We start from the raw sequence: 12760 nt of genomic DNA, 5'->3' as shown, positions 1-12760 counted from the left end.
TAGTCCGCCGCCGTTGGAAACCATGACGGCTACGCAAAGAAGAATTTACGACGCGACCATCAGCAATCTTGGAAGTCCGATTGGCCCCAGGATGGTTCTGCTGAACCACCCGGAGATCGCGGAAAAATGGTTTGATCTGGCTAAAGTCCTCAAAGCGGCAAGCTTTCCGGATAGCGTGCGCGAGCTGGCCATATTACTGGCAGCTCGACATTGGGATGCCGAGTTCGAGTGGTACGCGCACGAGCCCAATGCCAAGAAGGCGGGGCTGCCGGTCGAGGCGATCGAGGCGATACGTCGTAATCAGCCGGCGAGTTTCGGCGACGAGCTTCACTCTGCGGTTTATAACTACGTGACGCACTTGCTGAGCCATCACAACGTTGATGACGACGTATATAACGCGGCGTACGAGCAGCTCGGTAAAATTGGGCTGATTGAACTCACGGTGTTGCTGGGCCATTATTCAAATGTTGCCTTAACACTGATTGCCCACAGGGTCTCTCTGCCCGAAGGAACGCCTTCGCCCTTTGCTCGCTGAGCAAAATGGCGGTGTTCAACGGACTGCCTTAGACAAAATGCAGGACACCTTCAGTCGGTGTCCTGCATTTTGTTTCAACGAAGGTCAAGCGCCGCGAAAGACGGGCTTGCGCTTCTCAAGAAATGCCAGTTGGGCTTCTTTCGCGTCATCGGTTTTGGCAATAGCTGCAGTCATGTCCTGCTCGTAACGATAGCCGTCACGCAGACTCATCTCTTCGATGGCATTCAGGGTCTGCTTAGCCAACTTGGCTGACAAAGGACTTTTCGATGCGATTTCCCGTGCCAGTTCCATCGCGGTTTCCAGGAGCTGATCTACCGGCACACTTGCTTCGACGATGCCGAGGCGATAAAGCTCGTCTCCATCTACTCTCATGCCAGTCAGCATCATTCGACGCAATCTGGAATGGCTGAAAAGCCGCATGCCATGGCGCCCGCCGCCCAGCAGTCCAACGTTGATTTCGGGCAGGCCAACGGAAGCCGTCGACGCGGCCACGAGAATATCGCAGGAAGCAACAATCGCGAGTCCTGCCCCCAGGGCCGCACCGTTTATGGCTCCGATGACTGGCTTCGAACATTCGCGGATGGCATGAAAGCACTCGCGAGTCCGTCGGGAATGTTGTGGCAGGTCACCGGGGCCCTTGATTGTCTCGCCGCGTGACTTCAAGTCGGCGCCAGCACAAAAAATCTTGCCTTCGCCTGTGAGCACCACGGCCCGGATGTCATCTGTCTCCGAGATGCGATCCAGTTCCCGCGTAAGCTCGTTCATTAGCGCGGTGCTCAGTGCATTGACCGGCGGATTCGCCAATCGCAGGAGTGCTACATGATCGACCACTTCCACTTTCAAGGCTGTGTATTTTTCCATTTCATAATTCCTGAATTGTGCTGATTCCATTCGTCCATCCGGCCTGCGCAGGCTGGATCAGATAATGCTCTTGTTACGTAGGTTGGTGATGTCGCCTTCCGAGAAGCCAAGGCTACCCAGAATCTCGGCCGTATGCTGACCCAGCAGAGGTGGAGGCGTGTCCACCTTCATTTTCGAGTTGGCAAATCGTAGCGGACTCATGACTTGAGGTACCTGACCGGCCAGGGGATGAGGTAGGTAGCGCAGCATCTCGCGATGGATGACTTGCGGTTCGTTGAACACCTCCGGAATGCTATTGATCGGGCCGGCGGGGATGCCAGCATCTTCCAGTTTGCGTAGCCAGTATTCCCTGTCTTTCGATACAAAGGCGGCGTCCAGTATCGGGTCCAGCTCTGCCTGATTGCGGACTCGCTTGCCATTGCTTGAAAAACGCTCGTCGCCCTTCAGTTCGGGATGCCCGATCACATCGCAGAGTGCCAAGAATTGCCCGTCATTTCCCACCACCAGAACGATTTGTCCATCCTGACAATCAAATATTCTCTGGGGCTGTATATTGGGGTGCGCGGTGCCGGTGCGTTTGGGCGTTTTACCCGATAGCAGGTAATTCATGGCCTGGTTAGCCAGTAAACCGACCTGTACATCCAGCATGGCCAAATCGATGTGATCGCCCTTGCCTGTTTCGTTGCGTCCTACGATTGCTGCGAGTATCGCCAGCGCACCATATACGCCGGTCACCAGGTCCACAATGGGAACCCCCACTTTTTGAGGGCCGCCCCCAGGCTTGTCGTCGCGCTCGCCGGTGACGCTCATTAATCCGCCCATGGCTTGAATCAGGAAGTCATACGCGGGAAGGGTGCTTCGGGGGCCGGTTTGGCCGAATCCCGTTACCGAGCAGTAAATGAGCGCTGGATTGATTTTGGATAGATCTTTATAGCCCAGGCCGAGTCGATCGAGCGTTCCTACTTTATAGTTTTCCAGCACCACATCACTTTCCGCAGCCAGTCTGCGAACGATTTCCTGGCCTTCAGGAGTTTGAAGGTCTAGCGTGATTGAACGCTTGCCTCGATTTGCTGCGACAAAATAGCCGCCTTCTTCTGTGTCGGTACCGTCGGCCTGCTTAAGAAAGGGAGGCCCCCACGCTCGAGTGTCGTCTCCTCGTCCCGGGCGCTCCACCTTGATGACGTCCGCGCCAAGATCGGCAAGAATCTGGCTGCTCCAGGGCCCAGCTAGAACCCGGCTAAGATCCAGAACACGAATATGTGACAACAATGGCAACACTCATTTCTCCTGATATGCGTATGGCCTCTGATCGTTGAGAGCCACCAATAAGGCAGAGTCTAGGTCAACGTTCCATCATCCGCCATAGGCGCGCATGCAATGCAGATATGCCCATACCTGCATCTCGCGCTAAGTTGACCGAATTCGCAATTCTGGATTGTGTACTGATGAGCTAGCCGCTCGTCATATTTGCTCCTACACTGCCCAAGCATTGACATACCAAAAACGAAGGCCAGCCATGCAACACACCACCTACGAAGAGATGCAGCAATTGCAGCAAGCGTTCGGCGATAGCGCACGAGATTTTCTGACTACGGTGTCACCCATATCCCGGATTCGGGATCTTCGCGACACCGAACCTGGTTATGACCGTGAAGTCTGGCAAAAAATCGCAGAGGCAGGATGGACCGGCATATTGATTCCCGAGTCGCTGGGTGGGTTGGGTCTGGGCCTCGGCCCGGCAACCGCCATTGCGATGGAAGTTGGGAGCCATCCATTGCCCGAGCCCTACATTGCTTCGGCGATCCAGGCCGTATCCGTGCTGCTGGCACTGCCGGTATCGGCGTTGCGCGATCAACTGCTGAGGGACATTGCCGCCGGCCGGCTTATCGCCGGCCTTGCGTGGCAGGAGCAGCCCAATACCGGGGCTGACGATGGATGGAGAGCTACGGCCACCACCGATGCCGATACGGCGACGATATCTGGCACAAAGCGCTGGGCTTATCCTGGCAAGGCCGATGGCTGGCTCATCACCTGCACTGGCGATGACCACGCGGTTTACTGGATGCCTGCCACGACTGAGGGAGCCGTTGGCACGGCCACATTCCGCGTGGACGGATCGCTGGCGACCACCCTGCATTTTCAAAACGCCACCGTGCCGGCAGCCAATTTTCTGGGTCAGGGCAAGGACGTTGTACTGGCAATCGAAACGGCCAACAATAACACCCGCGTTGTACAGGCGGCTGAACTGCTTGGCATTGCGCGACACGCGTTCAACGCAACATTGGACTATCTGAAAACCCGCGTTCAGTTCGGCAAGCCGATCGGTGCAAATCAGGCGCTGCAGCACCGCATGGTCGATGCCTACCTACAAGTCGAATTGGCTACGGCCGTATTGAAAGAGTTCTTTGCTCAGGTACAGGATGATTATCCCGGGTTCGGTGCACGCTGCGCTCGGGTGAAGGCACGCTGCGCGCATGCGGCATTGCACATGACCCGCCTGGCCATTCAATTGCACGGTGCCATCGGATATACCGACGAGCTCGATATCGGTCTTTATTTGAAGCGCGCCCTGCATTTGACCAGCTGGCTGGGTGGTGTACGCGAGAATAGACGCTTGGCGTTCGAGGGATCCGCCACGGCCGCAGCCGGGTCGGGGCAAGAACAAGACAGCGATTTCACCATTCCCGCAGACAACGACTGGAATGCCATGTCGGAATCAGGGTTCCGTGCGATGACGAGGCAATTCCTCCGGTTGAACTATCCGGCGGAACTACGTAATCCTCCACAAAGACTGCATTGGCCGGATCTCAAGGACTGGTATCTGGCGCTATCCAGGCAAGGGTGGATAGCGCCCGCCTGGCCGCGCGAGCATGGTGGTATGGGTCTTGAACCGGATAAGCTGATTGCGTTCATCGAAGAGATGGAGGCTTATGGTGTAGCCCGAACACCCGACCAGGGCATCATCAATATTGGGCCCGTCCTGATCAAATTTGGCACTGACGAACAGCGAAAAAAGTACTTGCCCAGGATCCTTGCGGGCGATCACGTCTGGTGCCAGGGATATTCCGAACCCAATGCAGGCTCCGATCTTGCGTCGTTGCGTACTGAAGCGATCCTAGATGGCGACCACTTTGTAGTAACCGGCCAAAAAATCTGGACCACGCTTGCTCAGGATGCCACGCATATCTTCATGCTTGTTCGCACCGACAAAGACGTCAAGAAACAGGCTGGGATTAGCTTTCTATTGGCCGACATGAAGACGCCAGGCATAACGGTGCGCCCCATACGTAACATAGGCGGCGAAGAAGAGTTCTGCGAGGTGTTTTTCGATAAGGTCAGAGTGCCCAAGGAAAACCTTGTAGGCCAATTGAATGAAGGCTGGACCATTGCGAAAGCACTTCTGGACTTCGAACGAATTTTTGTCGGCAGCCCCAATCAGGCAAGGTATGCATTGAATCAGCTCCGGCTGGTCGCCGAACAGTGTGCATTGTTCGATGACCAGGCGTTTGTTGACAGTTATACCGCCTCAATGCTTGATGTGGCGGATCTTCAGGCGCTATATGCCGGCTACGCCGACATCGTGAAACGCGGTGAATCTTTGCCGCCAAGTGTATCGCTACTGAAAATCTGGGCAACTGAAACGTATTCACGCATAGCGATGGAGGTGGTCGAAGCGGCGCAGGAACAAGGCGGCGATGCGGCAGCGATAGTGATAGGCGATACGAAAATCACGCCATGCAGCAGGCTGTATAACTCGGCCATTACAACAATTTACGGCGGGACAAACGAGATTCAGCGCAATATTCTTGCGAAGCTGGTCCTCGGCTTGCCCTCTTGATCATCAGGCCCATCACAGCAGGAAAACTCGAGGAGACATAACTATGCACCCATTTAAAAAGATCATGTTTGCATTCGCAATTGGAGCAGTTGCTGCAGGGAGCGTTCAAGCTCAGGCTGCCAATGATTACCCCAATCAACCCATTAGGCTTATTGTCCCTTTCGCTCCCGGAGGCGGTGCTGATGTGACAGCACGGATGGTCAGTGAGCCGCTTGCGGCGGAACTCGGGCAGAGCATTATTGTTGACAACAAGCCCGGCGGCGGCGGCACAATTGGCGCACGGATCGTGTCCGAGGCGAAACCAGATGGGTACACGCTGCTTTACACGACCCCGGGACCGCAACTTACGAATCCGTTCCTGATGAAAAGCCTGCCGTACGATCCCAACACCGGCCTTGCGCCAGTGTCGCGCATCGCCATTGTGCCAAGCGTGCTTGTGGTCAATAAAAGCGTCAAGGCGGACAGCGTGAAAGAACTTATCGAAGAGGCCAAGAAGAATCCGCACGGCATACGCTTCGCCAGTGCAGGTATTGGCGCATCAAGCCATCTTTCGGGCGAGCTGTTGAAGGTAATGGCGGGGGTGGAAATCGATCACATACCGTATCGTGGGACTGGTCCCGCGCTTCAGGACCTTATAGGTGGGCGGGTGGAAATGGCCATAGACAGCCTCACGGTTTACCAGGCCTATATTAAATCCGGAGACCTTAAAGTACTGGGCGTCGCCACACCAATGCCGTTGGATAGCCTACCCGGCGTACCGACTATTGCGGAAACGTTGCCGGGTTTCGACTCATCGCCTGTCAATTACCTGAGCGCCCCGGGCGGCACACCGCAGCCCATATTGGATAGATTGAATGCCGCAATGAACAAGGTGCTTGCCGAGCCTGAAACAAAGGAACGCATGCTCAAAGCCGGTCTGCTTCCAGAAGGAAACTCCGTCGAAGAGATGAATAAGCTGGTCAAGGACGAACAAGCAAAATGGAAGAAAGTGATTGAGCTTTCCGGCGCAAAAATAGAATAGCGCGCCATGGCCCTGTTCGCCGCATGCGTTACGTTGCCGGCGAACAGGGTCAATGACAGGAGACCTGCAGCACCTCTGAGGAAGCGGCGACCTCACGGATGGCTTGTGCAACGGAACGCGCGGCATACGAAGGTGGATGTGCGGAGGTCGTTGCCAAAATTATTGTCCGCTCGATGACCGGCTCTATGATTCTTGCTGCCTGCAGTTGCCCGCCTTTCAGTTCACTGGCAATGGCCAACTTTGGCAGTACCGTATAAGCCCCGCCTTTTTCAACAATAGCCTTTTGGAGCTGCGTCGAATCGGCCTCGACGATCACGTTCAGCGTGACCATGTTTTTACGCGCGAGTTTATTGAGCGTGGATCGGACGCCGCTAGGTGCACTGGGAAGAATCAGAGGCAGCCCATCCAGCTTCGAAAAATGCACCGATGGGTTAAGCGTAAGCTTGTCCCCCGCTGGGCCTACAAGGCACGAATCCGCTGAAATCAGCGGCTCACCGTCCGAAATCATGGTGGCCCCATAGCGATAGGGCAGTCCGATATCGACGTGCCCGGTGACGAGCCACTGATCAATCTGGCCCGCAGATCCTTCAAAAAAGTGTAGGCGTATACCCGGGAAACGCTTGCGCATCAGAAAGAAAACCGGAACCATCAAGGTTAAGTAAAGCGACGGAAGTGCTGCAATCCTGACATCGCCGAATGGTAAACCGCCCGTTGCTGTAATTTGATTGGTCAGGGCTTCCGACTCGCTTAGTACACGCTCGATCTGAGGGAGCATGCGCGCCCCGAGTTCTGTCAGGCTCATGCCCCGGCCGGTGCGATCAAACAGCCGGCCCTTGCATTCAATTTCCAGCCTGGCTATCTGGCGGCTTATGGCTGGCTGTGGCATGCCCAAAGTCGTCGCAGCGGATTTGAGGCTGCCGTTTTTAGCGACCGTCACGAAGATTAATAAGCGGTTCAGGTCCCACTGTATTTTTAATGGATCAGACATATCACTAAGTGCAATTCTGGTTTATGTGGCGCATGGCTGATGCCCCGGGTAGTGCCTCGTATACTGGGCAAGAGAGATTTCGGAGATCGGAATAATCCGATTTACTGATCCATCGCGGCCACTCAAGGCCAACGAGACCACACTAAGCAGCCAACCATTATAAGTGGCTTACGCTCAAATCGGAGAAAGACAATGTTCAATAGAATACTGGGCTCACTGGCCCTCGCTGCGTCATTGACGGCATCTGCAGGCGCAACAGAATTCCCAACGAAACCGGTGCAATTGGTGGTTCCGTACTCACCGGGAGGCCTGACTGATAATTTGGCCCGCCGCTATGCCGAGCAACTGGCCGCCGCCTGGAAACAGCCTGTTGTCGTGGAAAACAAGCCAGGCGCTGGCTCTGCCATAGGCGCTGGCAATGTGGCACGCTCCGCACCCGATGGCTATACCGTCTTGCTGGGAAGCGTCGGCATGGTGACGAATCCACTGCTTCTGAAGAAGATGCCCTACGACCCGGAGTCGCTGGTGCCACTGGCACTCGTCGCGCTCGCACCCAATGTTTTATATGTCCATCCCTCGGTGCCCGCGACCAATGTGAAAGAGCTCGTTGAATACGCTAAAAAGAATCCGGGACATTTGAGTTTCGCTTCATCCGGCGTAGGATCAAGCCCACACCTTGCCGCTGAGCTTTTTGCCACGAAGACGGGTATTGATGTCATACAGGTGCCCTATAAAGGAACGGGACCCGCCATTGCCGATTTTCTGGGAGGCCAGGTCAATGCCTACTTCGATACCATGCAGTCGATGAAATACGCGAAAGACGGGTCAATCCGCGCGCTTGCGATTACGACTAAGCAACGCATTGCTGAGGCACCGGACCTCCCGACGGTGGAGGAATCTGGAGTAGCACCAGGCGTCATATCCAGCAGTTGGTTCGGTTTCTTCGTTCCCGCATCCACCCCGGCGGATGTACAACAACAAATTATGCAAGCAATTCGACGAATCGCCGAAGACAAAGAGATGAAGACCGTCGTTTCCACGATGGGGCTTATACCGGAGTTCATGGACCAGGCGCAATTCAAGCAGTTCACTAACGACGAGACCGTTAAATGGCGCAATGTGATCGAGACGCAAAAAATATCAATCAACTAGCGCCGTACGCGGCAGCACGCTATCGCGGAATGCCAACAACGTAGGGAATGGTCATTTGTGTTCGGTCGCGCTGGCATTTCACAACAAGGGGATTGGCCAATGAAAGCTGCCTGGTATTCGAAAAACGGAAAAGCTCGGGACGTACTGGAAGTCGGCGAACTCCCCACCCCCGAGCCCGGTCGGGACGACGTCAGGGTGCGGTTGGCTGTATCGGGCGTCAATCCCTCAGACGTCAAATCCCGCGGCGGCAGCCGCCCTGTCAAGTCAGGGTTTGTCGTGCCCCATAGCGACGGCTCCGGCATTATCGATAAAGTCGGAAGCAATGTATCACCGTCACGCATCGGCAAAAGGGTATGGGTATGGAATGGACAGTGGCTGCGCGCTATGGGCACCGCTGCCGAGTACATTGCGTTGCCGTCAAACCAGGCGGTGTTGCTGCCGGATCACCCGTGTTATCGGTACGGTAGGCTCTGCGGATAGAGCCAGGCTGGCTACCGATCTCGGCATAGACGACATTGTGGATTACAAGAAAGATAACGTCGCGACCCGGATTTTGTCGCTTACGGCCAACCGTGGTGTCGACATCGTCGTCGATATGGATTTTTCAAGTACTACCCATCTGGTATCACAAAACGCGGTTGCCGAACATGGCGCCGTTGTTTGCTATGGTTCGAATGTCCGCGGTCAAATTCCAATTGATTTCGGCGCGTGGCTTTTCAAATCCATCCGTTTGCACTTCTTTCTCATTTATGATCTTGCGCCCGGTGAACGGCTTTCCGCGGTAGAAGGTTTGTCGCAATTGCTTGAATCAGGGCGTCTTGTCCATAATATTGGTCCACGTTATACCCTGGATGAAATTGCCGATGCTCACGAGGCCGTTGAACGTGGCAGTGTAGCGGGCAATGTCGTACTGGATTGCGCGCGCAGGTTGCATAACGAATAGAAGACTGCGGACAGCGGTTGCGTGATTCATGCTCCACAGAGGTGCGCAGCATCATGGCACCTCTATGGTTCGCATCCCGCGCGCTGCGGTTCGGATGGGTGCATAGCGTTATTCGGCGCGGCTTTCTCCATCAAAATTCCTTTCCATATCGCTCCGCTGTGATCCTGACACCCGCTTGAAAACCTGGCATGCGTCTTGCTTAAAGCATAAGGGTCATTTTTGTCAGTCAAGCTCATGATCAAGGAAGAAGTCGCTATGAAAGTAATATATGCCTACGCAAAATCCGTTGGCTCCCCAGCGTTCGCTGTTGTGGCCAAACGACGCAGCGCAGTTTTGCAGGCGATTAGGGGTGTCGCCCTGGCCGGTAGTTTGGCCATGGCAGTCGCAGCCAATGCCGCTTATCCCGAAAGACCGATAGAAGTCATTATTTCGTTTCCTCCTGCGGGCGCGACGGATGCCTTGGCGCGTGCGGTAGGACACCGCCTTTCCGACAAGCTGGGTCAAACCGTTGTGGTGCAGAACCGGCCTGGTGCCGGCGGAGCGATCGGATTGACGGCTGCCGCGCGCGCGCAAACCGACGGCTACAACCTTTACCTGGCTGCCACCACGAATCAGGCGATAGCCGCCGCGATCTACCCCAAACAGGAGGTGAGTCTGCTCAAGGATTTTGTACCCATCGGCCAGGTCGGTTTTGCGCCGCATGCGCTGGTAGTACCGGCGTCCCTGCCGGTCAAAACGGTCAGTGAACTGATTGCCTATCTGAAGGACAAGCCGGGCAATTACAACTTCGCGTCCCAAGGGACGGGTACCTTGTCACATCTGGAATCTGAGTTGTTTGCCGCGAGCAACCAGTTGGACGTAATGCATATTCCCTATAAGGGCAGTGTCCAGGCCTTGCCCGACGTGGCCAATGGCTCGTCGACGATGATGTTCGATAGCGTAACGGGCTCCATGCCCATGGTGCAGGCAGGCAAGATCAGATACCTGGCGGTGGCATCGACTTCGCGCGTCAGCTTGTTGCCCGATGTGCCGACATTGGCGGAGGCCGGCGTAAAGAACGTGGTGGCTGACAATGTATTTGGCCTCTTTGCTCCCAAAGGGGTTCCTCCGGAGGTGATTGCCACGCTGTCGACGGCGCTTGAAGCTGTGCTGGCCGAACCGGCATTAAAGGCCAGCCTGGCCAAGCAAGGGTCAGAAGTCAGTTACGCAACACCTCAGGCGCTCGGTGTAACCATCGCACAGGAACATCAATACTGGAGCGGAGTGGTGAAATCGGCGAATATCCAGCCGCAATAGGACTCGGTGATGGCGTTGGACGATGCCTGTAATCCCGGGCGTACCGCATTCCAATACTACGTTGCAGACTGGGCCGCCACCGCGTTGACATCGCACACGACGCCTGCTTCGATCAATGCATCAATTTCCGCGGCGGTATAGCCGAACTCACCGAGAATTTCCAGGGTATCTTCGCCCAGGCGTGGGGCGGCGCGGTGATACTGTGCCGGGGTGGCCGAAAACTTTACGGGCATGCCTATGGTGTGCGTCGGCCCCGCTTGCGGATGTTCTTGTTCCACGATCATGCCGCGGGCCAGAGTTTGAGGATGCGACAAAGCCTCACCAATGGAATGAACCGGACCGGCGGGCACACCGGCCTTGTCGAATGCGGTCAGCCAGTCCTCGGCGGAGCGCGTCTTGAGTATCTCGCTCATTTCCTGCACCAGGGCAGAGCGGTTCTGCATGCGGTCGGCATTGCGTGTGAAACGCGGGTCGTCGCACCATTCCGGATGACCTAGTACTTCGGCAATGCGGACCCAGTTCTTTTCGTTGGCCCCGCCAATAATGATCCACTCTGTGCCGGTGGGGAACGCCTGGTAGGGGGCGGTCAGCACATGGGAGGAGCCGGTGGCGCCTGGAGACTGTCCGGTGCCGAAGTAGATGGCCGCGTGCCAATACAATTGTTGCAGGCTCGCCTCCAGTAGCGAAGTTTCAACGACCTGGCCTTCACCCGTTTTCTGTTTGTGCTGGTATGCCGCAAGTATGCCGAACGCCGCCAACAGCCCGGCATTGATGTCGGCGACGGAATTACCGGTGCGTAGCGGCGGGCCGCCAGGCTCGCCCGTAATGCTCATCAAGCCCGAAAAACCCTGGGCAATAAGGTCGAAACCACCCTTGTCGGCGTAGGGGCCAGTAAGACCGTAGCCCGATACCGCGCAATAGATCAGGCCGGGATTCTCTTTGCGTAGCGTCTCGTAGCCGAGTCCGAGCTTCTCCATGGTGCCTTTGCGGAAGTTCTCGGTGATCACGTCCGCATCGCGCACCATGCGCAGCAGTACCTCTTTGCCTTGCGGGCTCTTAAGGTTCAGCGCGATCGCCCGCTTGTTGCGGTTGAGCATCAGGAAAGGTGCCGACACGCCGTTGATCAGTGGGTCGCGATACTGGCGCGCATCATCGCCGCCTTCCAGCTTCTCCACCTTGATCACGTCGGCGCCCAGGTCTGCAAGCATCATTCCGCAAGTGGGGCCGGCCATTATTTGCGAAAGCTCGATTACCCGCATGCCGGCGAGCGCGCCGGGTGTGGCGCCAGTTTCAATCTTGTTCATGCTGTCATTCCTTTCATCGACCCGTGAAAACAGGCGTGTCCTTCCGCAGGAAGGCGTGGTAGCCAGTACGGAAATCTTCCGTGTCGAAGCAATCGAAGGCCTCGTCCCGTTCGGCCTCGGTCAATTCGCCTCCGGCCAGCAGCCGGCGTACGAACTTTTTATGCCAGCGGGCGACCAGTGGTGCGCCAGCCGCAATGCGTTCAGCCGTTAGTCGCGCTTCGGCCGCAACGTCCGCATCGGGCACGACGCGAGTCACCACGCCCAGTTCCAGCGCCTTGTCGGCGCCGAAAATAGTGCCTTCCAGCAAGACGGCCAGAGCGGTCGAGGGTCCGACCAGTTTCACCAATGGGGCGAGTTCAGAATAGGACATGACCAAGCCCAGATTCTTGATGGGCACGCCGAACCGGGAACTGCTCCCGCAGATTCGAACATCGGCCAGGCTGGCGATTTCCATGCCGCCGCCGACGCAGATGCCATGAATCTGCGCCACAACCGGATGCCGGCAGTTGCCGATGGCTTCGATCGTGCGTCGCATCACTTCCCCATATTTCACTGCCTGCTCTTTATTCGACCGCGACGTTTCGAACTCGGAAATGTCATTGCCTGGCGAAAAAGCCTTTTCGCCCGCGCCGCGCAGGACGATGCAGCGCACCGTGTCGTCCTCGGAGAGGGCCAGGAAGTCGGTGCCGAGATCGCGCCAGACGTCGATGGTGAAGGCATTCAGTTTTTCGGGACGATTGATCGTAATGGTCACGATCGTGTCATCCCGGTCGACCAAAAGATAGGGATTCTGTGCAAGTGCTGTGGTCATGTCGCTATTCC

Annotated in this window: 12 protein-coding genes; 7 read left to right on the top strand and 5 right to left on the bottom strand. The window is 56.2% G+C overall.

What is annotated here, in order from left to right; all coding sequences use genetic code 11:
- Window positions 1-22: 22 nt before the first annotated feature.
- Window positions 23-535: a carboxymuconolactone decarboxylase family protein gene (locus CR155_RS07745; protein ID WP_158238242.1), complete on the top strand. Its 513-nt coding sequence runs from the start codon at window positions 23-25 to the stop codon at window positions 533-535.
- 84 nt (window positions 536-619) lie between these two features.
- On the opposite strand, the gene CR155_RS07740 is transcribed toward CR155_RS07745, so the two are convergent.
- Window positions 620-1396 carry an enoyl-CoA hydratase/isomerase family protein gene (locus CR155_RS07740; protein WP_102069408.1) on the bottom strand — a complete coding sequence of 259 codons (777 nt, stop codon included), beginning with the start codon at window positions 1394-1396 and terminating at the stop codon, window positions 620-622.
- A 57-nt stretch (window positions 1397-1453) separates the two neighbouring features.
- Window positions 1454-2674, bottom strand: a complete 1221-nt coding sequence (locus tag CR155_RS07735) for a CaiB/BaiF CoA transferase family protein (RefSeq protein WP_102069407.1) — start codon at window positions 2672-2674, stop codon at window positions 1454-1456.
- Between the two features lie 238 nt (window positions 2675-2912).
- Between CR155_RS07735 and CR155_RS07730 the strand changes: the two genes are divergently transcribed.
- Window positions 2913-5234, top strand: a complete 2322-nt coding sequence (locus CR155_RS07730; RefSeq protein WP_102069406.1) for an acyl-CoA dehydrogenase family protein — start codon at window positions 2913-2915, stop codon at window positions 5232-5234.
- Window positions 5235-5277: 43 nt separating this feature from the next.
- Window positions 5278-6255 (top strand): Bug family tripartite tricarboxylate transporter substrate binding protein, encoded by a 978-nt coding sequence (locus CR155_RS07725; RefSeq protein WP_233214018.1) that lies wholly within the window; start codon window positions 5278-5280, stop codon window positions 6253-6255.
- A 49-nt stretch (window positions 6256-6304) separates the two neighbouring features.
- On the opposite strand, the gene CR155_RS07720 is transcribed toward CR155_RS07725, so the two are convergent.
- A complete protein-coding gene (locus tag CR155_RS07720; protein WP_102069405.1) occupies window positions 6305-7243 on the bottom strand; it encodes a LysR family transcriptional regulator in 939 nt (312 codons plus the stop codon).
- A 192-nt stretch (window positions 7244-7435) separates the two neighbouring features.
- Between CR155_RS07720 and CR155_RS07715 the strand changes: the two genes are divergently transcribed.
- From CR155_RS07715 to CR155_RS07705, 4 genes are all read left to right on the top strand, one after another.
- On the top strand, window positions 7436-8395 hold the full coding sequence (locus tag CR155_RS07715) for a Bug family tripartite tricarboxylate transporter substrate binding protein (protein WP_102069404.1): 960 nt from the start codon (window positions 7436-7438) through the stop codon (window positions 8393-8395).
- A 99-nt stretch (window positions 8396-8494) separates the two neighbouring features.
- Window positions 8495-8875: an alcohol dehydrogenase catalytic domain-containing protein gene (locus tag CR155_RS21005; protein WP_233214016.1), complete on the top strand. Its 381-nt coding sequence runs from the start codon at window positions 8495-8497 to the stop codon at window positions 8873-8875.
- Complete coding sequence (locus CR155_RS07710) at window positions 8760-9338, top strand: zinc-binding dehydrogenase (protein WP_233214014.1); 579 nt, start codon at window positions 8760-8762, stop codon at window positions 9336-9338. The genes CR155_RS21005 and CR155_RS07710 overlap by 116 nt, the downstream gene beginning before the upstream one ends.
- A 255-nt stretch (window positions 9339-9593) precedes the next feature.
- Entirely contained in the window at window positions 9594-10634 is a 1041-nt protein-coding gene (locus CR155_RS07705; RefSeq protein ID WP_233214012.1) for a Bug family tripartite tricarboxylate transporter substrate binding protein, read from the top strand.
- 56 nt (window positions 10635-10690) lie between these two features.
- Here CR155_RS07705 and CR155_RS07700 read toward each other — a convergent pair whose 3' ends face one another.
- A complete protein-coding gene (locus CR155_RS07700; protein ID WP_102069403.1) occupies window positions 10691-11938 on the bottom strand; it encodes a CaiB/BaiF CoA transferase family protein in 1248 nt (415 codons plus the stop codon).
- Window positions 11939-11951: 13 nt separating this feature from the next.
- Window positions 11952-12749: an enoyl-CoA hydratase/isomerase family protein gene (locus tag CR155_RS07695; RefSeq protein WP_102069402.1), complete on the bottom strand. Its 798-nt coding sequence runs from the start codon at window positions 12747-12749 to the stop codon at window positions 11952-11954.
- Window positions 12750-12760 lie beyond the last annotated feature (11 nt).

Source organism: Pollutimonas nitritireducens (genome assembly GCF_002849615.1).
Taxonomy (GTDB): Bacteria; Pseudomonadota; Gammaproteobacteria; order Burkholderiales; family Burkholderiaceae_B; genus Pollutimonas; species Pollutimonas nitritireducens.
This window is presented reverse-complemented; position numbering and strand designations above follow the sequence as displayed.

Bases quoted from the DNA above. Each gene is read 5' to 3' on its own strand.
- CR155_RS07745 (WP_158238242.1), top strand. From the start codon at position 23: ATGACGGCTACGCAAAGAAGAATTTACGACGCGACCATCAGCAATCTT.
- CR155_RS07740 (WP_102069408.1), bottom strand. From the start codon at position 1,396: ATGGAAAAATACACAGCCTTGAAAGTGGAAGTGGTCGATCATGTAGCA.
- CR155_RS07730 (WP_102069406.1), top strand. From the start codon at position 2,913: ATGCAACACACCACCTACGAAGAGATGCAGCAATTGCAGCAAGCGTTC.
- CR155_RS07725 (WP_233214018.1), top strand. From the start codon at position 5,278: ATGCACCCATTTAAAAAGATCATGTTTGCATTCGCAATTGGAGCAGTT.
- CR155_RS07720 (WP_102069405.1), bottom strand. From the start codon at position 7,243: ATGTCTGATCCATTAAAAATACAGTGGGACCTGAACCGCTTATTAATC.
- CR155_RS07715 (WP_102069404.1), top strand. From the start codon at position 7,436: ATGTTCAATAGAATACTGGGCTCACTGGCCCTCGCTGCGTCATTGACG.
- CR155_RS21005 (WP_233214016.1), top strand. From the start codon at position 8,495: ATGAAAGCTGCCTGGTATTCGAAAAACGGAAAAGCTCGGGACGTACTG.
- CR155_RS07710 (WP_233214014.1), top strand. From the start codon at position 8,760: ATGGACAGTGGCTGCGCGCTATGGGCACCGCTGCCGAGTACATTGCGT.
- CR155_RS07705 (WP_233214012.1), top strand. From the start codon at position 9,594: ATGAAAGTAATATATGCCTACGCAAAATCCGTTGGCTCCCCAGCGTTC.
- CR155_RS07700 (WP_102069403.1), bottom strand. From the start codon at position 11,938: ATGAACAAGATTGAAACTGGCGCCACACCCGGCGCGCTCGCCGGCATG.
- CR155_RS07695 (WP_102069402.1), bottom strand. From the start codon at position 12,749: ATGACCACAGCACTTGCACAGAATCCCTATCTTTTGGTCGACCGGGAT.